The sequence below is a fragment of the Ammoniphilus soli genome (assembly GCF_040813775.1).
Genome location: NZ_JBEGDL010000030.1, coordinates 15200 through 41712, shown reverse-complemented (window position 1 = coordinate 41712; position 26513 = coordinate 15200). Strand labels below are relative to the sequence as shown.

25 protein-coding genes and 2 pseudogenes are annotated in these 26513 nt (G+C 44.1%); 23 read left to right on the top strand and 4 right to left on the bottom strand.

The genetic code is table 11. The features are described from left to right. Positions 1-17: 17 nt before the first annotated feature. The 16 genes and pseudogenes from ABLT31_RS30600 to ABLT31_RS30525 all read left to right on the top strand — a co-directional run bounded on the left by ABLT31_RS30600 (position 18) and on the right by ABLT31_RS30525 (position 16596). On the top strand, positions 18-326 hold the full coding sequence (locus ABLT31_RS30600) for a DUF2325 domain-containing protein (RefSeq protein WP_367758845.1): 309 nt from the start codon (positions 18-20) through the stop codon (positions 324-326). A 75-nt stretch (positions 327-401) separates the two neighbouring features. Next, positions 402-797: pseudogene (locus ABLT31_RS30595) on the top strand (flavodoxin). 444 nt (positions 798-1241) lie between these two features. Then, positions 1242-2246 (top strand): 2,3-diaminopropionate biosynthesis protein SbnA, encoded by a 1005-nt coding sequence (gene sbnA, locus ABLT31_RS30590; protein ID WP_367758843.1) that lies wholly within the window; start codon positions 1242-1244, stop codon positions 2244-2246. Positions 2247-2350: 104 nt separating this feature from the next. After that, positions 2351-3376: a 2,3-diaminopropionate biosynthesis protein SbnB gene (gene sbnB / locus ABLT31_RS30585; RefSeq protein WP_367758841.1), complete on the top strand. Its 1026-nt coding sequence runs from the start codon at positions 2351-2353 to the stop codon at positions 3374-3376. Between the two features lie 62 nt (positions 3377-3438). Next, positions 3439-5325: an IucA/IucC family protein gene (locus ABLT31_RS30580; protein WP_367758839.1), complete on the top strand. Its 1887-nt coding sequence runs from the start codon at positions 3439-3441 to the stop codon at positions 5323-5325. A 1-nt stretch (position 5326) separates the two neighbouring features. Beyond that, positions 5327-6595: an MFS transporter gene (locus ABLT31_RS30575; RefSeq protein WP_367758837.1), complete on the top strand. Its 1269-nt coding sequence runs from the start codon at positions 5327-5329 to the stop codon at positions 6593-6595. Next, positions 6571-8430, top strand: coding sequence for an IucA/IucC family protein (locus tag ABLT31_RS30570; RefSeq protein WP_367758835.1), 1860 nt, complete (start codon positions 6571-6573; stop codon positions 8428-8430). The genes ABLT31_RS30575 and ABLT31_RS30570 overlap by 25 nt, the downstream gene beginning before the upstream one ends. Then, the gene (locus ABLT31_RS30565; protein WP_367758833.1) at positions 8427-10292 is read left to right on the top strand and encodes an IucA/IucC family protein; all 1866 of its coding nucleotides are present in this window, start codon (positions 8427-8429) and stop codon (positions 10290-10292) included. Before ABLT31_RS30570 ends, ABLT31_RS30565 begins: the two co-directional genes overlap by 4 nt. After that, positions 10289-11098, top strand: a complete 810-nt coding sequence (locus tag ABLT31_RS30560; RefSeq protein ID WP_367758831.1) for an HpcH/HpaI aldolase family protein — start codon at positions 10289-10291, stop codon at positions 11096-11098. The genes ABLT31_RS30565 and ABLT31_RS30560 overlap by 4 nt, the downstream gene beginning before the upstream one ends. Next, the gene (locus ABLT31_RS30555) at positions 11071-12282 is read left to right on the top strand and encodes a type III PLP-dependent enzyme (protein ID WP_367758829.1); all 1212 of its coding nucleotides are present in this window, start codon (positions 11071-11073) and stop codon (positions 12280-12282) included. The genes ABLT31_RS30560 and ABLT31_RS30555 overlap by 28 nt, the downstream gene beginning before the upstream one ends. A 32-nt stretch (positions 12283-12314) precedes the next feature. Then, the gene (locus ABLT31_RS30550) at positions 12315-13085 is read left to right on the top strand and encodes a ParB N-terminal domain-containing protein (protein ID WP_367758827.1); all 771 of its coding nucleotides are present in this window, start codon (positions 12315-12317) and stop codon (positions 13083-13085) included. Between the two features lie 158 nt (positions 13086-13243). Beyond that, positions 13244-13981: a stalk domain-containing protein gene (locus tag ABLT31_RS30545; protein WP_367758825.1), complete on the top strand. Its 738-nt coding sequence runs from the start codon at positions 13244-13246 to the stop codon at positions 13979-13981. A gap of 20 nt (positions 13982-14001) precedes the next feature. Continuing rightward, positions 14002-14502: an ABC transporter substrate-binding protein gene (locus tag ABLT31_RS30540; RefSeq protein WP_367758823.1), complete on the top strand. Its 501-nt coding sequence runs from the start codon at positions 14002-14004 to the stop codon at positions 14500-14502. Positions 14503-14606: 104 nt separating this feature from the next. Further along, positions 14607-14876, top strand: coding sequence for a hypothetical protein (locus ABLT31_RS30535; RefSeq protein ID WP_367758821.1), 270 nt, complete (start codon positions 14607-14609; stop codon positions 14874-14876). A 28-nt stretch (positions 14877-14904) separates the two neighbouring features. Further along, positions 14905-15486, top strand: coding sequence for a DUF4352 domain-containing protein (locus ABLT31_RS30530; protein WP_367758819.1), 582 nt, complete (start codon positions 14905-14907; stop codon positions 15484-15486). A 708-nt stretch (positions 15487-16194) separates the two neighbouring features. Then, positions 16195-16596 carry a hypothetical protein gene (locus ABLT31_RS30525; RefSeq protein ID WP_462976554.1) on the top strand — a complete coding sequence of 134 codons (402 nt, stop codon included), beginning with the start codon at positions 16195-16197 and terminating at the stop codon, positions 16594-16596. A gap of 32 nt (positions 16597-16628) precedes the next feature. Here the strand turns inward: ABLT31_RS30525 and ABLT31_RS30520 are convergent, their stop codons facing one another. The 3 genes from ABLT31_RS30520 to ABLT31_RS30510 form a co-directional block, all read right to left on the bottom strand. After that, the gene (locus tag ABLT31_RS30520; RefSeq protein ID WP_367758815.1) at positions 16629-17477 is read right to left on the bottom strand and encodes a family 1 encapsulin nanocompartment shell protein; all 849 of its coding nucleotides are present in this window, start codon (positions 17475-17477) and stop codon (positions 16629-16631) included. 88 nt (positions 17478-17565) lie between these two features. Next, positions 17566-18141 (bottom strand): IMEF encapsulin system ferritin-like cargo protein, encoded by a 576-nt coding sequence (locus tag ABLT31_RS30515; RefSeq protein WP_367758812.1) that lies wholly within the window; start codon positions 18139-18141, stop codon positions 17566-17568. Positions 18142-18399: 258 nt separating this feature from the next. Beyond that, entirely contained in the window at positions 18400-18555 is a 156-nt protein-coding gene (locus ABLT31_RS30510; RefSeq protein ID WP_367758810.1) for a hypothetical protein, read from the bottom strand. Positions 18556-19389: 834 nt separating this feature from the next. Here ABLT31_RS30510 and ABLT31_RS30505 point away from each other — a divergent pair. From ABLT31_RS30505 to ABLT31_RS30480, 6 genes and pseudogenes are all read left to right on the top strand, one after another. Further along, positions 19390-19861 (top strand): annotated as a pseudogene (locus ABLT31_RS30505) (FecCD family ABC transporter permease); the annotation flags it as partial. Between the two features lie 14 nt (positions 19862-19875). After that, positions 19876-20697 carry an ABC transporter ATP-binding protein gene (locus ABLT31_RS30500; protein WP_367758808.1) on the top strand — a complete coding sequence of 274 codons (822 nt, stop codon included), beginning with the start codon at positions 19876-19878 and terminating at the stop codon, positions 20695-20697. Positions 20698-20740: 43 nt separating this feature from the next. Then, positions 20741-21007: a hypothetical protein gene (locus ABLT31_RS30495; protein WP_367758806.1), complete on the top strand. Its 267-nt coding sequence runs from the start codon at positions 20741-20743 to the stop codon at positions 21005-21007. Continuing rightward, positions 21008-21445 (top strand): (2Fe-2S)-binding protein, encoded by a 438-nt coding sequence (locus ABLT31_RS30490; protein ID WP_367758804.1) that lies wholly within the window; start codon positions 21008-21010, stop codon positions 21443-21445. A 64-nt stretch (positions 21446-21509) separates the two neighbouring features. Beyond that, positions 21510-21920: an MFS transporter gene (locus tag ABLT31_RS30485; protein ID WP_367758902.1), complete on the top strand. Its 411-nt coding sequence runs from the start codon at positions 21510-21512 to the stop codon at positions 21918-21920. Between the two features lie 468 nt (positions 21921-22388). After that, positions 22389-23624 carry an MFS transporter gene (locus ABLT31_RS30480; protein ID WP_367758802.1) on the top strand — a complete coding sequence of 412 codons (1236 nt, stop codon included), beginning with the start codon at positions 22389-22391 and terminating at the stop codon, positions 23622-23624. Between the two features lie 577 nt (positions 23625-24201). On the opposite strand, the gene ABLT31_RS30475 is transcribed toward ABLT31_RS30480, so the two are convergent. Continuing rightward, on the bottom strand, positions 24202-24429 hold the full coding sequence (locus tag ABLT31_RS30475; RefSeq protein WP_367758800.1) for a hypothetical protein: 228 nt from the start codon (positions 24427-24429) through the stop codon (positions 24202-24204). 782 nt (positions 24430-25211) lie between these two features. Here ABLT31_RS30475 and ABLT31_RS30470 point away from each other — a divergent pair. Further along, a complete protein-coding gene (locus ABLT31_RS30470) occupies positions 25212-26477 on the top strand; it encodes an MFS transporter (RefSeq protein ID WP_367758797.1) in 1266 nt (421 codons plus the stop codon). The last annotated feature ends 36 nt before the right edge of the window (positions 26478-26513 follow it).

Sequence of the window (26513 nt, the reverse complement as noted above, 5' to 3'; positions counted from 1 at the left end):
CTGATAAGGAGGTAAACATGTCTTTAATGATAGTTGGAGCTGACCATCTAGGCAACATAGAGGAGAAATTAATAGAAATGGGATTCGGAGAAGTTATACATATTACTGATCGCAAGGTTCAGGATGTGAACAGAGAAATACCGGAGAAAATCAATTTGATCCTGGTATTAACGGATTTTGTGAATCATAATTTGGCAAAGGTAATTAAACAAAAAGCGAAAGAACAATCTTTGCCTGTTTATTTTACTAAACGTTCATGGAGTTCTATTTATCAGGTGTTAAGGGAAAGTAAAGGGATGAAAAGTAATCGGATTTACAATAATTGATAACGATTATCATTATTTTATAATATTAAATGACAATATTTTTTATTATTAACTTATGTAGAGGAGAAATCGAGAATGCCAAAAATTATTATGGTTTTTGCTAGTATGTCTGGAAATACCGAAGAGATTGCGAATGCTATTGTAGAGGGGATTGGTGAAGAGGGTGTTGAGATTGAGTTGAAGGAGGTTACGGATGTATCTGCTCTGCTCAGGACTTGCAAAAATATGAGGGGATTCTGCTCGGATCCTATACATGGGGCGATGGAGAGTTGGCTGATGAGTTTTTAGACTTTTATGATGATATGGATGCTTTAGATTTGAGTGAAAAAAATGCGGCTGTGTTTGGGTCGGGTGATCATGCGTATGAGCATTTTTGTGCTGCCGTCGATATTTTGCAAGATAAATTAGTGCATTTAGGGGCGGAAGTGGCTTCAAGAAGGGTTAAAAATTGAAATGGCACGAGTATTATGAAACTTATCTTAATAGAGAACAGCTGGGAATAGTGCCTATAGACTACATTGATCAATCAATTCAGGATAAATACATGGTTTCAATCATCAATAAGATTTAAGGTGATAAGCTCTTTATTGCATGATTGATAATGATTATTGTTATTGCAATTATCATGTTTGTTAGAAAAGAAAATTCAAATAAGTTGTACCCTGTTGAGATGAAGAAGGATATGGTCTTTGGACACTAGTGTACGGATATTGCATTTTATAAGATAAATTACGGTTTACATAACTACTAAATGGTTTCTGCAAATAGGTTCAAAAGTAATAATTTTTTTGTTAACCAAATGATACTGATTATCATTTCAAAATGATCAGAAAGCACTAATGACAATGATAATCGTTATGAATTAAACTGTTTTTTGTGGTTAAGATTACCAATCTAAAAAGGTAGGTGCTTTCATTGAGTAAAATCGGCATTCAAGCAGATCACAATGGTGACCATTCGATTTCTAGCTCGGTTATTTCGTGCATTGGCAAGACACCCCTTGTACATTTGAAACGCCTGTTTCCGGAGGGTCCTGCCCAGATCTTCGCCAAATTGGAACTAATGAATCCGGGCGGCAGCATGAAGGATCGTTCCGCGCGTTTTATCATTGAGCAGGGACTGCGTGACGGTACGATACATAAGGGAACTCATTTGATAGAGAGTACTTCAGGTAATTTCGGCATTGGTTTAGCCATGGTGAGTAAGTTATATGGGTTGCCATTTACTTGTGTAGTGGATCCCAAAATAACCAAAACCAATCTTACCATCATTAAACAATTAGGTGCCCATGTAGTGATGGTGGATGAACCTGATGATCAGGGCGGTTATTTAAAAACGCGGATTAGTAAAGTAAAGGAATTGCAGCAAACGATCCCTGGAGCATACTGGATTAACCAATATGCCAATGAGAGGAACTGGCAGGCCTATTATTATGACACGGCACAAGAAATTGTCGACCAGATGAAGGGTACGATTGATTATTTCGTTGCGGCTGTCAGCACGACCGGGAGTATTCTTGGATGCTCCCGCCGGATTCGCAAGGATAATCCCCAGGCAAAAGTAATTGCAGTCGATGCGGTTGGTTCGGTCATTTTTGGAACCCCATCAGCTCCAAGAGAACTCCCCGGCATTGGATCCAGCCGTGTGCCTGAATTGCTGAGGAGGGATGAGATCGACCAAGTCGTTCATGTCGATGATTTGGAATCCGTGAAAGGTTGCCGCGACCTGCTTGCCCATGAAGGGATCTTTGCCGGAGGGTCATCCGGTTCGATTATTGGGGCATTACAAAAGATTATTCATACGCTGCCGCCATCTTCGCGGGTAGTGACGATATTGCCCGACCGAGGCGAACGCTACTTGGACAGTGTCTACAACGAGGACTGGGTAAACAAACTTAGAAGGGTGTCAGCCGTCAGTTAATCTAGTATTTCGGCTATATGATGTCGAACTGAAAGATAAAGAATTTAGTTTTAGACTTTTTCTATTAAACATGATCAAAAGCTATCTAGAAGGAGACGAATTTTATGAGCCAATCCATCCATCAGCCTTCTCTACTTTATTTAAGCAAACAAGATATTATCCGTCTTGGAGGGGCTTCCTCTGATTTGTACGTTACTGCTGTCAGCAGAGCGCTTGAACTTCACGCCAAAAAGGATTTCGTTCAGCCGCTTAAGCCCTACCTGAGGGTCGATGAAAAAAATGGACATATTGCCGATCGGATCATTGCCATGCCTGCTTACGTCGGAGGGGAAATCCCCGTATCCGGATTAAAGTGGATTGGCAGCAAGCACGACAACCCCAGCAAGCGGAATAAGGAGCGGGCCAGCGGATTAGTAATCCTCAATGACCCGGAAAGCAATTATCCCATTGCCGTAATGGAAGCGAGTTTGATCAGCGGCATGCGAACAGCAGCCGTTACGGTGATTGGTGCGAGATACTTGGCCCGGAAAGGGTTTAGCCGAGTAGCCTGCATGGGCTGCGGAATAATTGCGAAAATGCAGCTCACTTCCATGCTGGAGCAGTTCCCGGACATCGCCGATATTTACCTCTTTGATCTGAACCGCCAAGCGGCAGACCGGCTTGCCGGTGAATTGCAGGTAACATTCAGCCATGTGCAAATGCATATCGCGGAGGATGCGGAGAGTGCGGTTCTTCAAGGAGAAGTGGTCATTACCAGCACGGTGACGGATCAGCCTTACATTCCATTCAATTGGCTGCAAAAGGGTACCTTTGTCAGCAATATCTCCATCATGGATGTGCATAAAGAAGTGTTTCTGAAAGCCGATAAAGTAGTCGTGGATGACTGGGATCAATCGAACCGCGAGAAGAAAGTGATCAATCAGCTGGTTCTTGAAGGAAAGTTCTCCCGCGAGCAGCTCCATTCCGAACTTGGGGAAATCCTCATCGGGACAAAGCCGGGCCGGGAATCGGATGATGAAATCATTATCCTCAATCCGATGGGAATGGCTGTTGAGGACGTTGCCAGCGCCCAAGAGATCTATCGCAAGGCATTGGCGGAAAATATCGGAACCAGGCTGTCACTTTACTAAGCCGCTGGCCGAGGCTAGGCACGGGCGGTTGCCCGTGCCGGAAATAGGAGGCAGGAATTGAAATGGATACCCGTATCATAGAGAATTCCATTTCTGAAGCTTCACGGAGAATAGAAGCGGAGGAAGCGGTATTGAAGGATCTGGTTAATATCCTTATGCAAGAAAATTTACTGGAAATAGCGGATAGGGGAAGGATAACCGAAACTTGGCCGGGAACTTCCTCCGTTCAGCCGCTCGAGCTTATCCAAGGCGAATGTTTTTTTTATTTGCCATTGGCGGAGGGTCAATCGATCCTTTTTCGGGTAAAACGTCACCGGTTTATCCGCCCCTACACGATAAGCCGATTACCGGTACTGCTGTTGACAGAGAAAAGAGGAAAGGTCGCTTTCGAAGAGTTGGCACCGATCGAATTGGTGAAGGTACTGGCGGACTATGCCACGGAAGAGCAGCAGTTGAACGACTTGCCAAATTTGGACGATTTTTTGTGCGAGCTGGGGGACTCGATTCAGCAAACCGCTCTCTCAAGGGAAGCAGCGGAGTCCCTAGATACAGGACTCGCGATGGAAAGCGCCAGTGATTTCCTTCGAACAGAGCAAATTTCCTCCCTCCGGGATCGCCCTTTCCATCCGACATCCCGGGCCAAGCGAGGCTGGAACAGTGAGGAATACCGCATGTACAGTCCGGAGTTCGGCCATGCATTCGGTCTCGATTGGGTGGCGGTGAGACAGGATTATGTTCAAGCGGGAGATGAAGCGCAAGATGCCGCAAGCCTCATTCTAAAGGATGAAGAGAGGCGGGTATTGGAAACCTCCTTGCGTACAGCAGGACTGTCAAAGGAAGATTATCTCCCGTTACCGGTCCATCCTTGGCAAATGGAGCAGTTGTTGACCGATCAATTTGAAGCGGAAATCCGGAAAGGGATTATTGTCCCTATCGTTCGCGGGTTGGGCAGCTTTCGGGCAACATCTTCCGTCCGTGCCCTATCGACGGAAGGTGGAAGCAGATACCATGTGAAGGTACCGCTGGGGATCTATTCTCTAGGTGCCCTTCGGATTCTTCCTCCCCGTTACCTGCATAATGGGGAAAAAGGCCAGCGTCTGTTACAACAGGCAATCGACCGGGATGCGTGGCTGAAAAACCGATTGTTCCTATGCAGTGAGTCGAGCTGGTGGGGATTTTTTGATCCTGAGGCCGACCCTTTTGATGATAAACCCGGCCATCTGGCTTGCTTGGTTCGAAAGTACCCTCGTCACTTGCTTGAAGATTTAAAAGTACGCCTAATCCCCATGTCCGCTTTGGCGGTTCTGGACTCCCAAGGAAGAGTACCTGTCTTGGATGAATGGCTGGCATCACGTTATGGGACTGGATATGGTCATGCTCAGGTATTATCCGTTTTTCTGGAAATTTGCCAACAGTTTATTTCTTCGATGCTCCAATGTTTTCGCTTCGGCATGATGCCGGAGGTTCATGGCCAAAACGTGATGGTCATCGTACGATCGGGGGATACGGCCGGCTTATTGTTGCGCGATCATGACACCATCCGGCTATATCTTCCTTGGCTGGAGCGAGAGGGATTGGATAACCCCGGTTATATAGTCAAACCTGGGACTCCGAACAGCTTAATCAATCGGTCAGCCGAGCAGCTATTATCCTACTTCCAAACCTTAGGGGTGCAGGTCAATCTGTATGCGATCATGGATGCCATTTCGCAGGCCTACTCCATGGATGAAGCCGTGTTGTGGAAAGTGATCCGGGCAACGATCCAGTCATGCCTGGCTAGTATGGATTTTCCGAAAGAAGTGTGGGATACAATTTCCGGACAGCTTCTCGACAGCCCGATGTGGCCGACCCGTACGCTGATCAGGCCTCTCTTGCAGAGAAGCGGTTCCGGTGGAGGCAGTATGCCGGCCGGATCAGGGGAGACGAATAATCCGCTGTATGGTATTTAACATGTTTAAGATTCTATCCTTGCCTAGAAATATTCGAATCATTTGGTTTGGACAGTTTTTTGCGATCAGCGGATTAACGATCATCGTGCCTTTGCTTCCGTTTTACATGACGGAACTGGGGGCAAGCGATCCCGCGGACAATCGGTTATGGACAGGATTATCGCTTGCGGCCCCTGCGGTCATGCTCGGATTAGTTTCGCCCGTATGGGGGAAGTGCGGAGATCGATGGGGACGAAAATGGATGGTGGTTCGGGCCTTGTTGGGGCTTGCCGCAAGTTTGGCGCTGATGGCGATGGCTCAGTCCCCTTTACAGTTTTTTTTATTTCGCCTCCTGCAGGGGGCGTGTGGAGGGATTGTGGATACTGCTTCCGCTTTTGCAGTGTCCGAGGCGCCGGAGAAAGAACGCGGTATGGTATTGGGCAAGCTGCAGAGTGCAACAGCTGCCGGTTCGCTGATGGGGCCTCTTCTTGGCGGAATTGCAGCTGATTGGATTGGCTTTCGGCCGATGCTTCTTACCATGGGCCTATTAACGGGAATCAGCGGTTGCCTGGCCGTATTTTTCCTTCAGGAGTCAAAAAGGAAAGGATCTGCAAGTGCTGATTCCGATAAAAAACAAACGAAATGGACGTTGGAAATCATCGATCTCTTGGGACATAGGAGGATCCGCGGATTCTTAATCGCAGGAATATTTATGCAAATGGGTGTTTTCGGCCTAGTTACCGTGTTTGCTCCCCATGTGCAGGGGATGTCGGGTTTGAACAATTATGCCTCCACATGGGTCGGCGTGTTACAGGCCGTTACATGGGCCGGTAGCATGGCAGGGTCTCCCTGGTGGGGGCAGCGAAATGACAGGGTAATGATTGAAAGGAATGTCTTCTTGGCTTCTATAGGCTGCGGCGTGAGTATTCTTCTTCAAGCTGTACCGCAGCAGCCGGAATGGCTCATTCCCCTTCGGGTGTGCCAAGGGTTTTGCTTTGCGGCTCTCGTACAATCCATCTTTCTTGCCGTTACGCAAGAATCGGGGGAACTGAACAGAGGGGTGAGGTTGGGAGCAGCCAACTCCTTCCTTGTTATGGGGCAAATACTCGGGCCATTGCTGGCAGCCGCGATGGGAAGTATCCTATCAACCGCTTGGACCATTGCTTTCATGGGAGTGTGTTTCTTCCTTGGAGCGGCCAGTATTCGCATGAGCCATTCACGACAATTGGCTCACGCCAAAAAAAATCGAGAGGTGACAAACGAAAAATGGCAGAAAGGCAAAGTCATATGACTCATCCTATGATTAAAGATAAAAGCCGTATTCTTTCCGAATCAGCAGCATGCGAACGATTGTTGAACGCTTATTTGCGTGAGATGGGTATTTTCGATCCATCCATCAGGCTTGATCATCCGTCTTTGAATGTACTGTCTTCTTCTGAAATCGAAGAGATGAAACGCCAGGGATTGCCGATGAGAGTACAGCTTCCTGCCTCCGATGCAGCGATTTTCGGTGCTATCGGATATTTCTCCCCCTTCGGGCATCACCGATATGGCTCTTCTTTTTGGCTGCAGAAGGCTTCACAGGGACAAATCGAAAGGATCAGCCATGTCCTAGAGTTAGGGGAAGCTCTGCTGGAGGAGATGTCTTCGATCGACCCCAATGAATCGGAGAGACCTGCAAGAGTTCGATCCTTGCTTGAACGAATTGAAAACTCTATCCAAAAGACTGTCCGTTATGTGGAACGAAATCTGCCGATTGGCGGTTCTTTATGGGATCGAGATGGGGAAGAGCGATTTTCCGCAGCGGAACAATCCCTGGTTCATGGGCATCCGTTTCACCCGTCCCCCAAGAGCTCGGAAGGATTTTCTCCTGACGATCTTGAACGATATGCTCCGGAACTGGGTGCCTCTTTTGTTTTGCATTACTTTGCTGCGGCACCGGAACTTGTAGAGGAAGATTTTCTGGATAAAACCGAACAAGATTTGTTCCCTGCCGATGTGGTTGACGCAGCTCGAAAGCAGCTAAATTCTTACCGGCGACACTATCGGCTGATTCCTTGCCATCCTTGGCAGGCACAGTATTTAAAAGAATGGCCTGAAGTGCGGGAGTTGTTGGAGAAGGGGCAACTGGAAGATTTGGGACCGCTCGGGCATCCCGTTTATCCGACTTCTTCGATCCGAACCGTATGGGACCCGGAGCATCCTTACTTCTTCAAGCTGCCTTTGAATGTCCGCATCACCAATTTTATTCGGGTGAATCCCCCGGAACAGCTGAAACGGACGATGGATGCCAGCCGAGTATTGGAGAGCTTGTCCCATCAGCTTCCCCATGAGGATTTTACCGTATTGATAGAAAGAGGGTATCGAACGGTGGTTCTTCCCGAAGCTAGCGGACAAAGAAATCAGCTTGCAGAGAGCTTTGCCGTGATTTTTCGGGAAAACCCTGTCGTCCGGCCTTTTGCAGGAGATAGCCCGGTTGTGGTTGCAACCTTGCTGGAGCACCCGCCTCACGCGGAGGAGCCTCCGCTTATGGAAGCGATTCGCATGGCTGCGAAGGAACGAAACCTTCCTTTATCTGATTTTCTTTTGGAGTGGCTGGAACGTTACATCGAAATTTCCCTTGTCCCCCTTTTATCCCTGTTCATCGAACGAGGCATCAGTATGGAAGCCCATGTGCAGAATTCCATGGTGACACTGGCGAAGGGCTGGCCTGAGTGCTTCTATGTCCGCGATCTGGAAGGGGTCAGCATCAGCAGGGAACGTGCTGAGCAATGGAACTATTATGGCGGGCGGCTTGCGGAAGACAGCTGCGCTCTTTATTCAGATCAGGAGGCATGGAGCCGGCTTAAATACTATGTGGTTGTGAATCACTTCGGCCACCTGCTCCATACTTTGGCTTACTGCAGCAAGATAGACGAAGAATGGCTATGGCAAAAGGCTGGCGATATTCTCCGAAAAAATGACTTGTTTAGGGGAGCGGAAAAAGAGAAGTATCTCTTGGATCTGCTCGAAGGGGAAGGGTTGCCTGCCAAAGCCAATATGATCAGTTCTTTCCAGAAAAGGGGAGAAAGTCCGCTTTATGTACTGGCCCCGAATCTTTTTACAAAATCCGAGGTGAAAATATGAAAACAGATATGTTGACAGGCAAAACGGAAGAGAAGGGGAGCGCACTCGATGTTTCGGAAGCGGTCCAATCGGAACAGTTTGTCCAAGTGAGAAGAAGAATCTTTCGGCAGCTGATTGAGTCTTTGATCTATGAAGGCGTTGTTTCTCCGAAAACAGCGAAGTCCGGCCCATATCTTCGATTTGTGTTGGAAGGACGGGACGTGCAAGGGAATCCGGTTCTTTATACCTGCGAAGGAGAGCGACGTTGGACGTTTGACCGGATTCGCTTAAGCGATAAGCCTGTTATGAGAACCATCCACGGTATCGCTGAAGAGGCGGAATCCCTGCCCCAATTTTTGCTGGAAATCCGAGAGTCACTAGGGGCTGAGGATGGGAAGGTGGCAATATTCATTCACGAATTGCAACAAACGCTGTTCAAGGACACGTTGGCACAGCATAGGCGGCATCAGGAGAACAGAACGCTTCGGGGAGGCAGCTACGATGAGCTGGAAGGCGATATCATGGATGGCCATCCCTATCATCCGAGCTACAAATCCAGGATCGGGTTTGGCTATGCGGAAAATTATGCCTTTGGGCCTGAATTTAAGAACCGGATCCAACCCATTTGGGTGGCCGTGCATCAAGATTGGACCCGCTTTTCGATATCCAAGCATCTGGACTATGATCAGTTTATTCTGAATGAAATCGGAAGGGAGCAATGGGAATCGTTTAAGGAAAGGGTCAGAAATACCGGTAACGATCCAGAGGAATATCTGTTGATGCCCGTACACCCTTGGCAGTGGGAGAAGGTGATTTCTTCGTCCTTTATCCAGGATTTGCGGGAAAATCGCTTGATTTTCCTAGGAGCAGCAGGCGAAGCCTATCGGCCCCAGCAGTCGATACGAACCATGGCAAACGTGTCTTCTCCTATGAAATCGTATCTGAAGCTGTCCATGAGCATCATAAATACATCCACCGGACGGATTTTGGCTCCGCATACGGTACAGAACGCGCCGGCCATTTCGGATTGGCTGCAAGAACTGGTCTCTGCCGATTCTTTCCTGAAGGATGAGTTAGAGGTCGTTCTGCTTGGTGAAATATTGGGTCTTTCTTACGATTACCCTGCACCATCGGAATTGCTGCAATCTTCCACTTACGGGACATTAAGCTGCATCTGGCGCGAAAGCTTGCACCGTTTCCTGAAACCAGGGGAAGAGGCTGTTCCTTTCAATGCCCTTACTTCCCTGGACTTGGACGGCAAGCCATTCATCGAACCATGGATCAGGAAAGAGGGGGCAGAAGAGTGGCTGACCCGCCTTTTTGCAACGAGCATCATTCCCATTGTTCATCTATTATATGCCCATGGGATTGCCGTGGAATCCCATGCCCAAAACATGGTGCTGATTCATCGACAGGGGACCCCGTCCCGCTTGGCGCTGAAGGATTTCCATGACGGCATTCGTTTTTCCCGGAAACACTTGATGAATCCGGAAAATTGCCCGGAATTGCTCGGCACGCCGGAATACCACGCCCGGGTGAACCGAAACTCTTTCATTGAAACGGACGACATCGAAGCCGTTCGCGACTTTATGCATGATGCTTTTTTCTTCATTAATATAGGGGAGTTGGCCTTGGTGATGGCTGACTATTTCGGATTTGAGGAGAGAAAGTTCTGGGCATTGGCACGCCAGACGATCGAATCCTATCAGCAGCGTTTTTCCCATTTACGGGAACGATTTGAACTTTTTGATCTATTTGCACACACCATTCAGGTGGAACAGTTGACCAAACGCCGGTTATTCCCTGATACCGAATTGAGGGTTCACACGGTAAGGAATCCTTTGTCCTATTCCGTTAGTGAAGCGGTGGGAGGCCAATCATGACGTTAGGCAAAAACGGTTTAAAGCAAAGCAGGCGGGAGGGCAGGCCGGCATTCGGCCTGTTTTGTTCCATCCCTTCTCCGGTGGTCGTCGAAATGATCGGGCATGCCGGTTACGATTTTGTCATTGTCGATACGGAACATGTTCTGATCAATCCGGAAACGCTGGAAAACATGATCCGCGCAGCTGAAGCGGTGGGATTGACCGTACTGGTTCGCGTGCCGGACACTTCCCCCGGACCGATTTTAAGAGCGCTGGATGGAGGGGCGCAAGGCATCGTGGTGCCGCATGTCAAGACAAGGGCTGATGCGGAAGCAGCTGTCCGTGCCAGCCGCTACTATCCGCTTGGGGAGCGCAGCTTAAACGGCGGCCGTCCCGCAGGCTTCGGCAAATCCAATCTGGTGGAGTATATGCAGAAGGCCAATGAGGAAATTTTGGTTGTCGTCATGATTGAGGACAGGGAGGGTGTTGAGAACATAGAGGAAATCCTGTCCGTACCGGGAGTGGATATGGTCCTGGAAGGGGCTGCCGACCTTTCCCAATCTTACGGCATGCCTTGGCAAACACGCGGGGAGATCGTGAAGGAGGCGCTGCAGCAGGTTCAGGAAAAGGCTGCTAAAAAGGGAGTGCCTTACTGCGCGATCCCCAGAGTTCCTGAAGATATTCAGGACTGGGTTAACCGAGGGGTGAATACGTTTGTCCTTGGCGACGAGCGGGGGATTTCTTTTCGCGCATTGGGTAATCAGTTAACGATTTTTCAAGAAAAGATGGCTGAAGCATCATGGATGAAGGAAAGGGAGAACGCATGAAAAAGATTATCGAATACATCCGCTTCAGGAAGTTGGAAGAGAAAAAGCCATTTTCCGCTTACCTCTATGATTTGGAGGGACTGCGGGATCATGTATCGGAAAAAATCGGGACCCTTCCGGAAAAGTGCCGCCTCTTTTATGCTATCAAGGCCAATTCGGATGCCCGAATTTTGGAGGAGCTGGCTCCGTTGGTCCATGGTTTTGAAGTGGCGTCATTAGGTGAAATCCGTAAAGTTCGGGCTGTTGCTCCCCATGCGCGGATCCTGTTCGGAGGTCCGGGCAAAACGGATGAAGAGATGGAAGGGGCCATTGCCCATGAGGTCAGCTTGTTGCACGTCGAGAGTTGGCATGAATTGCAGCGGGTGGAGTGGATTGCCGGAAACAGGGGAGTCGTGGTGCCAATCCTGTTGCGGGTGAATTTGCGTGGACCTTTGCCATCCGCTACGTTGGCCATGGCCGGCAGACCTACCCAATTTGGAATCGATGAGGGGGAGATCCCTGACATGATCCGCTTCGCCCTCCAGTGCAAGCATGTCAAGCTGGAAGGATTTCATTTTCATTCCTTGTCCAACAATCTCGATTCCGCGCGGCATGTGGAACTGGTTGAATACTATTGCAAGCAGGCAGCGAAATGGGCAGAGGAATTCGGATTTAACCTATCCTACCTTAATGCAGGAGGGGGCATTGGCGTTAATTACGCGGATTTGCAGCGGCAGTTTGATTGGCATTCATTCAGCCGCGAGCTAGGGCCCATGTTGGATGCCCAATGCCCAACGGGGGCAACCATTCTGTTTGAATGCGGCCGTTATTTGACAGCCGCATGCGGGTATTATGCTGCTGAAGTATTGGACATCAAACAGAATCATGGGAAGCATTATGTCATTATCCGAGGGGGGACTCATCACTTCCGCCTCCCGGTTTCCTGGCAGCATAGCCATCCGTTTGAAGTTATACCGTTGGAAAGATGGGACTACCCTTTTCCGAGGAAGGAATTAATGGTTAGCCCTGTTACCGTGGTTGGCCAGTTATGTACGCCTAAGGACGTCTTAGCCCAGGAGATTCCCATTTCCCGGATTCGGATCGGTGATGTAATTGTTTTCAAGTATGCGGGTGCCTATGGATGGGCAATCTCACACCATGATTTCCTCAGTCATCCTCATCCCGAGCATATTTATTTGAAGTAGTAGATTCTTGTTTTCATAAAGGAGGACTTCTAGTGATCAACTTGTTTTCATCCTTAGAAATGATTCATCCGGAACAAATATGCTTGCATGAGGAGCATGAAGGGGCTCGGTTGGATACAACCTGCTCGGCCATTCGGGAAGAAGGCGTGCTTCGTCATCCTCCGTTAGCCATGCCGATACGGGATGGGCGATATCTCATTTTGGATGGGGCCCATCGCACTTGCGCCTTGCAAAAGCTTGGCTGCTATCGAATCCCTGTGCAGGTAGTGAAAGGGGAAGACCTGCGATTGGAAGCCTGGGACCATGTTGTACCTGAGGGTTCATGGCTGCACGAGCTGCGAAACTATCCATCCCTGCACTGGACTCCAACGCCTAATCAGGCTAGACCCGTAGCCGTTGTACGGCAAGCCAATGGAGAGAGGTATTTTGTTTATTATCAAAGCAGTAGCGTGTATCACTTCCATAACCTGGATATGTGGCACCAAATGGTTAGATCCTACAGCAAACAGTATGCCGTAAAAAGATTACCGCATTCCAACGACTTCCGTTTGGAACCGGGGTTGGTCCGTTTAAGTTATCCGGCTTATACCGTTCAGCAGCTTGAGGAAACTGTTTTGGCCGGAAAGGTCATGCCCGCAGGGGTGACCCGCTTTATGGTAAACGGTCGGCTGTTAAATTTGCAAATTCCTTTAAAGCTGTTGCTAGAAAGTCAGTTTGTTCAGGAGGAATGGAACCAATATCGAGAGCAATGGGCCGATTCTTTACGGCTATATTCCGAACCGGTGTATCTTTGCGAAGTCTAGAATAATGTGTAACCGAAACAAATAGAAACTAGAAAAAAAAGATCATTTATAGGTAAAATTTCTTAGTATTGACAGATTAGAACAAGCCATTTATCATAATAGTCGCAATAAAGAAATGATAATCATTTTCATACATAAAAGAAAGGTGGTTACTTATCATGCAAGCATTGTTTCAGCGAAGTTTTTGGGCATTTTTGCTGGTTCTATCTTTCGTGTTTTCGGTGCTCCCACTAGCTCCGGTAAATGCGGCCAGCTCTGCTGTTAAGGTCGTGAAAGACGGAAAAGCGCTCTCGTTCGACGTCCCTCCCCAAATTATTAAGGGGCGTACAATGGTACCTTACCGGGTCATTGCAGAAAGCCTGGGAGGAAAGGTGGACTGGAACGCGACAACCCGAACTGTATCAGTTGTAAAGGGCGGGACTACAGTTAAGTTAACCGTAGGATCGACTGCAGCTTTCACCAACAATACAAAAGTTACTCTCGATTCCGCTCCGGTCATCGTCAAAGGACGCACTTTGGTTCCTGTTCGTTTCTTGAGTGAGACGCTGGGACTATGGGTGAGCTGGGATGGAGCAACAAATACTGTGAAAATTGATAGTAAAGTTTCGATTCAAACTACTTTAGGAGCCGTTACTCTTAATAAGGTTCCTCAACGTGTTGTTGTATTGGATATGTACCTTTTAGATATTATAACTTCGTTAGGAATCAAGCCGATTGGGGTTGCTCAGGAAGATCCAACGAATAAATCTCTGCCCGCTTATTTGGACCGTCAAATCAACCATCCATTTACTTGGGTTGGTGATCGAAAACAGCCGAGTACGGAAGTCATCGCAAGTCTGAAACCGGATTTGATTATTGGGGATGTAAACGGCATAAAGAAGCTCTTTCGGTTCTGAACGGTATCGCCCCAACCGTATTGTTTACCGGTTCCGGCGATGATGATTGGAAGCTGGTCATTAAGAGACTGGGTACCGCGTTTAATGTGGATGAGAAAGCTAAATTGGTTCTTTCCGATTATTACAAGCGTGTGGCTGCAGCAAATGCTAAGGCTCGTAATCTGAAAGTACTGCCAGCTGGAAATTATCCGAAAAACCAAGTCCGCATTTTCACTCCGGATTCCTTTACCGGTGATGTCCTGAAGGAAATGGGCATGACCATTACCTTTACGAATGAAGGTAAGCCTGATGCATATGTAAGCAGAGAGAAATTACCGGAAATCAGTACAGATGTGATCCTGTTGTTGGAAAGCCCGAAATGGACAGAAAATATCGACATCAAGACAGCACCAATCTGGAAGGACCTTCCTGCTGTAAAGGCAGGAAAAGTGTATACAGTCAACCTGGAAACATGGACGTTCTATCGTGGTCCATTAGCTGCTAAAGTGATTATGGATGAGGCAGTGAAGTTCTTAGATTAATAGAAGATCGGTAAGGTACCGGATTTACCCGGATTATATGAAACGGCGTGGCTGCAGGTGTTGGCACCTGCACACGTCGTTTTTCCGCTTGGGAGGTAGTATGCATGGATCCTGATCACGTTGTTCAACCGCACGGTACCGCTGCGGTTTCAGGAAAATGGAAACGGTTAGGAATGAATGGTCTGTTATTAACTCTAACTTTGCTCGCATTTCTTGTGATAGCGTTAAGTAGTGTCCGGTTCGGGGTTGCAGATCTGACAAGTGATATGGTCATGGAGGCCATTATGGAATATGACCCCAATATACAGCAACACCAAATTGTTCATGATCTTCGTATCCCGCGAGTCCTGGCAGCGGCCATTAGCCTAATTTGATAAACCATGAGTTAAAGGAGAATCTAACATGAAAAATAAGACGACCTGTTGGAACAAAGAATGGAGGGGCATCCTCTATACCTTATTTATTGCCTTGATTACTGTAGGATGCCAGCAACAATCCCAAACGGCATCCAATCAACCCACTGTAGCTGAATCGCAGGAAGGCCAAGTAAAAACCTCAGGAGAGATACATAAGCCGGGTGATAAAGTCACCGTAGGAAAATTAAACTATACCGTCCGTTCTGTGTCCATGAAAAAGGAGATAAGTGATGGAAATGAAACCAAGGTTTCGGAAGGGCCATTTTTGATTCTTAATGTCATGATTGAAAACCTTGGCCAAGAACCTCAGCTCATGGATGTATCCCTCTTCAAAATAAAAGATGGTCAAGGAAGAGAGTTCGAACCGATGGTTGATGGCGATCAGTATGTAAATAAAGAAAAAAACTTCTTTTTGGAAGACCTTCATCCTCAGTCATCCCTCGAAGGAAACATTATCTTTGAACTTCCTTCCGATGCATCCGATTTAAAGCTCGCCGTCAGTTCCGGGATTGGATTTGAAGCAAATCAAGCGGAAATCGTGGATCTGGGTAATCCATCGAGTAAATAACAGATTACAGTCACGGATAAAACAGCCAATGGTCCTCTATCGTCGATTAAAATAATGATGGGGGGCCATTTTTAAAATTTAAAAAAGAGGAAAACTTAATATGCGTGTAACAATTAAAGGGGAAAAATATGCGTATCCGAAAATCTTGCTGCTTGAGATATTGTATATTCGAAGGAAACCATTGTGCGACGTGCCCTGTGATTGATCATAATCATCGTGTAAGATTACTTGTTGAACATCTAAAAAACATAATAAGATGTTACTACTATTTTTTTAATAATGATTTTCAATATTGACTAACAACTTGTTCACCTGTTACGATTAATGGGTCATTAGTTGTTCATCGGTTGCTCATCATCAAGAGGAGGGACGTCAATGAGGTATTCAGTGAGATGGTTTGATAGGCATCTTTACGCTTCCTTCCAACGAGAGCAAATTAGATGGGGTTATCTCAACAGAATATATCCGCCACTGTAATGGCGGACGTTTCTATGTATAGAGTAAGAAGTACATGACTTAAAAAACACCTTGTCTGAAATTGATTCTCAATATTGACTAAAATACTTGTATTTGATATTATGTTGATACTGATAATCGATATCGTTTATTAAGATACTAATGATCAACAGGGGGGAACAGTATGGACTATCCAATCAATGGTTTGACGGATATGTACACATCTTATCCAATGAGAGGAAATTGGGAGGAGTGATTGAGGCGGAATATATTCGCCTTCGTACTGGTGAACAATACTCTCATGCCGTGATCACTAGTGTCGACATGACAGGGAAATCTATCTATACATTAGGATTTATCGATGAACAAAGTCAGCATTTTATCTGTCATGTAGACAATCTTAGTTTGATATATCAGCCTAAACATAAAAGGATTTGTCAACTGAATAATGAAGCAGTAAAAAAAGTAAAAACGGCGGATAAGCAAAAATATCTTCAAAGATTGTTAGAAGTAAATGAAGGATCCGTAAATCCTATATTCATGAAGGAAATAGTCCAAATATTACAGGAAATTGGTGAAAAAGCCTTCCGTATGAGTGCTACTGATTGGCCTGTGAATTCTACTTCCGTGTTAGAAAAGATTAAAACCGCTTAAAAAACGAAGGTACCCTAGGGTACCTTCGTTTTTTAAGTTTGAGGATCTTCTAGGGTGCAGATAGCGCTTGGACGCTTGATCCGAAGAACGATTGCTTCGTATACACGGAATAAGTAATTCATGTGTTCACGATCTAAAAAAGCCGTATCATAATCATCTGCCACGGCTAAATCAAGATTATGCTGACCTGTAGCCAAAATGACACCAGACTTTCCTTTGATCACTGGTGATTGATAAACACCATCAGTAACCAGCTCACGGACGTGTTCGATCTCTAATACATTTGTTCCCACATGAACCCGATGAAGCAACGAATATAATTCGGGAGATACAACCATCGCGTAGGGACCCGTGTGGCCCATTTGTTGGAGTTTATTAATAGATTCGACTACATCGCTGAAGGCTTGGCCGGATTTCATCCAATCGGTGAGAATATGGGTTAATCGTCCTTTGACATTCATTAATCCTGGAAGATCAAATTCAGATAATCCGTTAAAGATGAGATCATCCTCTAAACGAGCACATTGGATTGCAGCATTGGCAGCAGGACTAAAATCAATCGGCATATTCAACGTTTTTGCCTGTTCGATATCTCTCCAATATAGAATAAAATCTTTATAGAGCATCGGAATGGAAAGGTTGACTCTACGCGATGGTGCTGAAATTTCTATCGTTTCCCCTCTAAGACTGATTCCACCACCTTGGGGTTCGTCAAAGATGTCATTGTTTACACTTTGTATCCCTTCTCCTAGTGGTCCATATAGGTCGATAAAACGTCTACCGATGAGTTGTCTCCTAGCTGCCTCAATAACGGTCTGGTCCAAACGAGTCCAATCCTGATTAGTCAGAGAAGAATCTGGATATTTGATATGTTTTTCCATTTTAAAACCTCCTTTATGGTTCTTACAGAAATAATGCAAACATCTTCATCAACGAAAAGGATGAACTTTTCAGTTCACCTGATTACGTTTACCTTATTGCTTTAAGGCTACCTACACTAAATCCCTTACGTGTTGGAGAAACAAGGGTACTCCGGGAAACTTCATGATGGTCATGATCATGTGCTGCCGCCTTTACCTGATGTTGGTCAGAAGCCTTAAATAGGTTTTGATCAGGGAGAAATTGTTCATTTAAGTGGGAAAGAATCTCTTTCACTTGTAGATAGTCGGTTCTGGTCTGTTCTAGCATTGACGTCAAAGACTGTTTTCGCTCTTCATCCTGAAATTGATAAAGAGCCAAATCCAAATGCTCCAAAAAGTTATGTAAGGCAAACTTCTCGAGGTTAATATCTTGAAGTAAAGAGATAAATAATGGATTGGTAACTTCTATTGCTTGATTTTCGCTGATAAAGCGCGCCAAATTTGGCACGAACTGTTCAAGCCGACCCAAGCGTTGTTCTTCTTCTTCGTAGATGTGATGGAAATAGAGTCGTTGATGATCATCTTGTGCTTCCGCGATGACAGGGGATAGAATGTCCATAAAAGCTTGAATGTTATGTTGAGTACGATCAAAAATGTCATGAAGCGGAGCTAATTTATCTGTCATTATGTTTTCTTACTCCTTTTATCGATTTTCCTTTCGATTAGAGTAACTAATACTAGAATATCATATCCATTTAACATTTTGGATAAACATGGAATAAAAAAGAAAATATTATTATATCCTTATTTGATAATGATTATTACTCCTTTTTTAAAGTATGGGAATTCAGAGAGAACACAGTAATATAAATAAACCAATTATTCAAATTATAATTAGGTAATGTAACAACCCATAAGACTGCCTTCAAAGGAAAGTATTAGGCTATATCCAATAACTGTAGGCGTAAAAGGGATTGTTTTGCTGCTTGTATAATGGCATCCTTATCACATCGCTGCGATCAAACACATCCATGATACTGGATAGATAGAAGTGACGTTTCTTCCCAGCCACGTAATCATATTGATGACCATTTGCCAAGGCTGAATTGGTCCCGTAATTTCTCGCTTATTTTCCAAACGACGGGGTCTTTAGCTTTCTTTTCATGCTGTGGTAGAAGAATCTCAAGCTCTTTGCAAAGACGTTAATATTTTCTTTTTGTTGATAACAGGTGATAGCGTTGTTGCAAACTGCTGGTAAGCTTACGGTATCCGTAGACAGTCTCCTCCGATCAGATGCAGGAGATAGGACTTGATCTTTTCATCGAGTGCGTTTTTGGCCTTTCATCGTGTAATAATATCTGGAAACGGTCTGCCTCCTCGGGAAGATGGTTGTCTCACTGGATACTGTAAACGATGATATGGTAAGTCGAAGGTGGCTACTCGAAAAAACCAACGAACCGGTTGCTTACGCTAATTCATGTCTGGGCCACTTCAAGTCCTTGATTAGCTCTATTTCGTTTTTTAGTAAGACTTTAAGAATCTCGTTCTCTACTTGAAGCTTTCCGATTCGCTTTTAAGCTTGATCTAATTGCTTCTTTACGTCTGGTTCATCTTGTTAGTATGAGTTATATTTTGTTTTTCTATTTCTTCCTCTACCTCATCCCGATAATCATGGACCCATTGACTAAGCGTTTTTTTGTCTTTATGTTGCAATAAGAATATTTAAAAATTATTATTGATAATCATTATCAATAATAATATAGTTAACCTAAAGATAACCGTCCCGTTTATTGGAATCTTCCTGAAAAAGTAGTGGACGGATGATCACCGAAGGGGTTGAAAGAGATGTTCAACTAAAGGTTTTGTCCGATCCTGAATGTAAAGAATTGCAAGGCTTTCTGTTTAGTAACCTGTTCTCGCTATTGAATTTGCGAAGATGTTTGGGGGGCTGACGGGGGGCGTTTATGGAGCAAATTGGGAGAGCGTCTATTCCATGCTGCCTTGGGTTCTCATCTTTATTCCCTTGACCCTGTTCTTTTCCAAGACTGCCAATGCGCTTGAATTAGGGGACCAAGTGGCTTCAGGCTTAGGGGTAAAGGTACAGTTGCATCGCCTTGGCCTGCTATTCGTAAGTGTAGCCTTGGCAGGTTCAGCCGTTGCGTATGCAGGAGGAATAGGATTCGTTGGGTTAATCGCTCCTCATATTGCAAGAAAATTAGTGGGGCGACCGTTTGGCAGTCTAGTTCCTGTCTCAGCTCTCATCGGCGGCCTCATTGTATATTTGGCTGATGTGGTTGGTGGCTAGAACGGCCTTTTTGCCGCTTGATCTTCCGGCTGGCGTATTCGTTTCCGGGATTGGCGCGCCTTTCTTCATTTACTTGCTTTACCGGAACCGTCATCAATAAAGGAGGAAAACAGTATGCGTGCTTTGGAGACCAAATCATTGACTCTGTCTTATGCGAATGAAACGATCATTGATGACCTCAGTCTAACAATCCCACAGGGGGAAATTACCGTTTTCGTGGGAAGTAACGGGTGCGGAAAGTCAACGCTGCTTCGTTCGATTGCCCGCTTATTGAAGCCGCAGAAAGGAGCGGTACTGTTAGACGGAAAAGAAATTATAAAATTAGCAACTAAAGAGGTGGCAAAGAGCCTCGCCATTTTACCGCAAGGACCGATAGCACCTGAAGGGTTAACTGTGTTGCAATTGATAAAGCAGGGGAGGTATCCGTATCAAAACTGGCTAAGGCAATGGTCGGAAGAAGATGATTTCATGGTTCACAAGGCGCTGGAAGATACGAAAATGAACGACCTCGCTGATCGTCCGGTCGAATCTCTTTCCGGCGGACAGCGTCAAAGAGCGTGGATTGCGATGACCCTTGCTCAGGGGACGGATGTTCTACTTTTGGATGAACCTACAACCTATTTAGATATGACCCATCAAATTGATATCCTTGACCTGCTGTTTGAATTAAACGAGAGGGAACACAGAACCATTGTGATGGTTCTTCACGATTTAAATTTGGCTTCCCGCTATGCCCATCATATGGTGGCCGTTCATAATAAAACGATTTACGTTCAAGGAAAACCAGAAGACATTATTACTCGCGAAATGGTCCAGGTGGTTTTTGACATGGGGTGTGAAATAACGGTTGATCCATTGTTTGGTACGCCTTTATGTATCCCGCATGGAAGAGGCAGAAAGGTAAAAGGTGAAACACACAATGTTATCTTTGTTTAAACCGGAAGAAACAGATTGCTTATCAAAACATTTTCGAATAACGATGAACCCATCGCAGGACCAGGAATTTTCCGTTCCCTCGACGGATTTGCTGGACGAGGCAAAGTGTCTGGCTTATTTGGAAAGGGTAACGAATATATTACAATCTCCATCCAAAGTCGTTGCAGCATCACAGTTTTCCAAGAGATACAGCTTCCTGGCCGTTGTCCCCAGCCTTTATGCTATGACGATGTTTAACAAAGGGTGGGATCATTCTCTTGAAAATTGTCATATTGAATCCGTATACCAAGATAAGAACTGGCTTCCATAAGTGCGTTTAACCAATTGGCAAGCAACCCAGCCTACAGATGGCGATCGTCATGTGTGGCGTGATCAAGTGATCAGGAACATTTTTGCTGGGAATATTGCGAAAATATGGCGTTCCATTTGTAAAGCAGCTGATATTCCCATCGCCGTGTTATGGGAAAATACGGCCATCTACGTATATTGGCTGTACGAGAAGCGAATGGGTGAAGGAGCTAGTGAACAGCAAAAGGTTCGCATTCATGAAGATTTTCAATATCTGCTTCATGAAGCGCCAGCATCTCTTTTCGGAGATACGGAAAATCCATTGAAAAAGTATAATAGCCCGAAATGTACGATCTCTACATCAGATCAACCCGTTCGCATCCGAAAAACATGCTGTTTCTATTATAAAGTTTCCTCGAGTGAGAACTACTGCTCAACTTGTCCCAAAGTGAAGCGTTGATGTAGTTATTTTTCAAAATTTGATTCGCTGTTACTATTGAAAGGAACGTGTCAGCACGGTGGAGATGTGGAAACGAAATCTGATCATTTTGTATGTGGGGCAATTTCTTGTCAATGCCTCTATGAGCACCATCACTCCGTTTTTACCGCTTTATTTGCAACAATTAGGGATCACCGATCCAGAGGAAGTTCGATTGTGGTCGTCTATCATTTTTGGAGCTAACCTTCTGACAGCCTTTATTATTTCTCCGATTTGGGGGAAACTTGCCGATCGGTATGGACGAAAATTAATGCTTGTTCGCTCTGGAATTTCCATGGCTATCATCATTACGTTAATGGGTTTTGCGACCAACCATATTCACTTACTATTATTACGTTTATTAAACGGAGTGATGGCCGGATATGCACTGGGTATTTTACATTCCGGTTCCGTGGCTGGAACCATGGAGACAAGTTCGGCTCGCAATATATTTTAATTTATGCAGTTTCTGGTGCCCTACTGTTTTCTATTCCACAAGCATTTGAATACCAATTATGGCAACTCATCGTGCTAAGGTTTTTTACCGGTGTGCCTCGGCAGTATGACACCTTCCATTAATGCTCTCATTCGACATTATGCTCCGGAAGGTATGGAAAGCAGAACATACAGTTATTCCAATTCTGCTTTGTTTCTGGGAGGATTGGTGGGATCGATAGGTATGGGGACCATCGCATCTCAGTTCGGGTTGCCGATGATCTTTAATTGTTCTGCGGCTCTATTACTACTGCACAACTTGTGGATGAAATGGACCATTAGTCAACTTCAGAGTGAAACGGGCACAATTACTAGCTTACAAGATAGTGGATATAAATAAAACCAAATAATTTATCCGTGGTCTGTTGTTCGGCTAAATACGAAATACGCAATAAAATAATGAAGGAATTAGAAGAAAAGCGGTGATCACTTGTTCAAGGCTATAAATGAAAATAGTAGGCTTTCCCGCGAGAGTAAATTACTGCTCTGGCTTGATTTTGGATTCGGACTATCCACCTCACTATCCGGGTTATTTCTGTCTATTTATTTGTGGCGATTAACAGAAAGTTGGGTTGTGAACGGCATCTATAACATTTCGTTGTTTGTTTTTGTAGTGGTTGGATTTATTGCCGGGGGTTGGATGTCGAAACGAAAAGATCGCTTGATTACTTTTCGTTTAGGTATTTCTATGATGGCTTTCTTTTTTCTTGCGGTCATTGTTTTTCAGGAAAAGGTAGCTCTATTTCCTTCATTATTCGGCATGCTCAATGGATTAGCACAAGGTTTTTATTGGATCGCGATGTTGGTGATCGTTTATGATGTAACGAATAATGACAATCGGTTACGATATTTTGGATGGGAATCTGGAGTTATGGCTTTTGCTGGAATCTTAGGCCCCCTAGTGTCAGGTTACGTGATCGAATGGTTCCCAAATTTAACTGGTTATATTGTAGTTTTCGCCATCTCCCTAGGCATCTTTATTTTAATCATTGGCGGGAGCTTCTTTTTAAAACAAGAGACATTTCGTTCTCAAACCTTTTTACTGCCGTTTATTTTTAAACGAAGTATAAAAAAATCCGTTTGGAAAAAGCACTTTTTTGGCTGGTTTACAATGGGTTTGCGAGAAGGAGTTATATTGGTACTTCCACCTATACTTTTATATGACATCGTTCAAAAAGAGAGTCTCGTCGGATTACTAACGGTTTTTTTTGGAATAGTAACTATTCTCTCGAGCCAGTTGTTAGGGCGTTTTGGGAAAAAAGAATATTATCACGCTTACACTCTTATATCGGCAATCGGTTTGATTTTAACAACTCTTGTTTTAATTTATGAAGTTAACTTCACCACAGTCTTCATATTCATGGCAGGGAATGCTTTTTTTAGTTCAGCAATAAGGATCTGTTATACCAGTTATATGTATCATCTCATGTCAGAGTTACCTAGCAGTGGGAAGAGATTGAAAACAGAGTTGATTGCTTCCAGACAAATTTTTTTAACAATTGGACGGATCTTACCAATTATCTTTTTTATGATGTTTGCGGTAGGTGTGGATTACAAGCTTATGACTTGGATCTTGGTGATGACTTCTCTTACGCAATGCATTCTATATTTTTTAATGATTGAAAACCACAATGTACATGAGTATAATAGTCATCTCTCCAGTTAATGCAGATGTATTGTCTAGAACCAGAGACTATAGAGTAAACTATATTGATGTCCATCAATAAGTTATGTAGCTGGTTGGGTTGGCTAGCCAAGGATATATAACTACTGAAAAAGTAATCATTCAAGAATCTATACCGGTCCGTTTAGGTGAGGGAATTCTAAGTATTGTTATAATGAACTCGATTCGTTTCACTAGGGAATTTACTGATCGGTTTTTTCTCGAAACTTTAGTTCTGTTGAGGCACTTTCTTTGATGGGGGATTTGTTTCGAAACGGCAACCACCATTTTTTTCATGAATAGGGAATGTTAAAGACATTCGTTAAATAAAAAATGTAAGAAGAGGCACTAAAAAGGGGTTCCTCTTCTATTATGTCTTTTTACAAAAGAAAAAAGCCTACCTTTTGAAAGGTAAGCTAAAAAGAAAGATAGGGTTCGAGTAAAAGTCAACTTAAAAGAAGGGGGACTTCCACATTCTCATTATACTAAAATTGATAATCATTATCAATTTATTTTAAAATTAATTCCACACTGTTAATGTTCATGGGAGGACTACTTCGAAAAGGGAGTCGAGTATTTATTAGGAATAACTTTTTTTATTTATGTCTGTTCCATCATTATTCATTATAAGTTCAATAGAAAGAATGTCACAGATGTTTTTCTCTATCATTTCTAATACCTTATTATCTCCTCGTCCTTTCAGTCCAATATGGAATGAATCACCACCGTTTTTGATTAATGTTACATATACTTCTTCAGTTTCAAACACAGGTTTTTTCATATCAAGGAATATTATCCTTAGCTTCACGCTATAGCCCTCCTTTTCGTATTTGATAGGATGGTTCATTTTTAAAATGTTCTGTACAAGATTTTATGAATTATGTTGTTTTGTATTAATAAATGAAAACTATTACATTAATAGAACAGCTAATATTGTCTTGAAGTTGCGTGTCTGGTTTGGATTTGATAAATCTGTTATCGATATTGAACTCCAAAGGAATTGGAGGTAAGTTATTGAATATTAGTTAATGGTATAAATATACAAATGGATATAGGTTTTGAAACATTGGAAGATAGGATCAAGCTAATAAAATTAAGAGGACTTATTTTATCTCAAAAACGTCCGTTTATGTGATAAGGGCTTCGGCAGTCTTTTTCAATTTATCGAAGTAAAGGACTGTATAGCTAAAATATGTAACGAGAGTTAGAGTAGGAAATTCATTTAAATTGTTTTAATTTATTTAATTACGCAAAATACAGATTTGGAGAAAATATGATATATTAAAAAGAGAACTTGTGTTTGGACACCTAAAAATATATAAAACAAGTCGAAAGAGGAATAATTGTATATGAATAAATTGATCGGTTTTCTGTGTGACTTGTTAAAAGGGTATTTGGAATTTGAGGTTGAAAAACTGAGAGTACAACTAGTAAATCAGTGAACTGTTAGCGTAGCAAAGAGGATCTTATGAGCTGATCCTAATTGCATGACCCAAGGCTTCAAGCTATATGTTATACTCTTAAGATACATAGAATCTAGAAAAAGCAACTGTAAATACCTCTAATTAACAGAAGGTTGGAGGAGACACCGTGTTTAGAAATTACAGATGGACTGTTCTGTTAATGCTATTTTTCGCGATGGTGATAAATTATATCGACCGCGCAGCTATTTCTGTAGCGATGCCGTTTATATCCGAACGATTTCAATTGGATCCAACACAAAAGGGAATGATTTTTAGCAGTTTTTTTATCGGCTATGCTCTGTTTAATTTTATCGGAGGTTATCTCTCTGATCGAATGGGGCCCAAAAAAGTGTTTTCATGGTCGATGTTGATTTGGTCACTATTCTGCGGTTTGACAGCTTTGGCATTTAATTTTTGGTCCTTGTTTATTATTCGGTTCTTTTTTGGGATTGGAGAAGGCCCTATTGGCTCAACTGCAAATAAGACTGTAAACAACTGGTTTCCAGTCAAAGAAAGGGCTCGAGCTGTTGGGATCAATCAAGCGGGCGGCCCGTTGGGAGGTGCTTTAGCCGGTCCAGTAGTAGGCTTCATGGCCATCTATTTAGGATGGGAATATGCCTTCCTTGTTCTTGCTGTAATTGGGATCATGTGGATGATTGCATGGAATCAAATGTTTGTGGATGATCCTGTCAAACACCCTAAAGTTGCTAAAAAGGAGCTGGAAAAGATCCTGGAAGGTCGGGAATCCTCCCCAACGCAAGCAAGAATAACAGGGGCCAAGCTTTCCCTTTTCGAGATACTAAAACAACCGGCGGTATTGGTGACAGGTGTTTCGCTTTTTTGCTTCAACTATATCCTCTTTTTCTTCCTTACCTGGTTTCCTACTTATTTAACCGATGCAAAGAACTTAAGTATTGCGGAAATGAGCATTGTCACTTCGATACCGTGGCTAGTTGGTGCCTTAGGCTACACGTTTGGGGGAGTACTAATCGATACTATTTATAAATTAACGGGGAGACAGCTATTTTCCAGAAAAATTGTTCTCGTGATCTGCTTACTTTCTGCCTCAATTTGTATAGGCTGGTCAGGATTAACGGATAGCGTTTTTGAGGCCGTTGCGTTCATGACAGTTGGAATTGGATTTATGTATCTTACGGCACCGGCCTATTGGGCCATTATACAAGATAGTGTTTCAAGTGAAAATGTAGGAAGTGCGAGCGGATTTATGCATGCCATGGGCAATATCTCGGGCATTATAGGCCCAACCGTAACAGGTTTCATGATTCAGCTAACCAATAGTTATTCCAGCGCGTTTATCTTGGCAGGCGTTTTGGGCCTTTGGGGAGCCCTTTCCGTTGCTTTTTGCATTAAATCTTCTAGCATTCCAAAATAAAACAATAGAAAGGCTCTATTGGAATAAGAAGCTAGT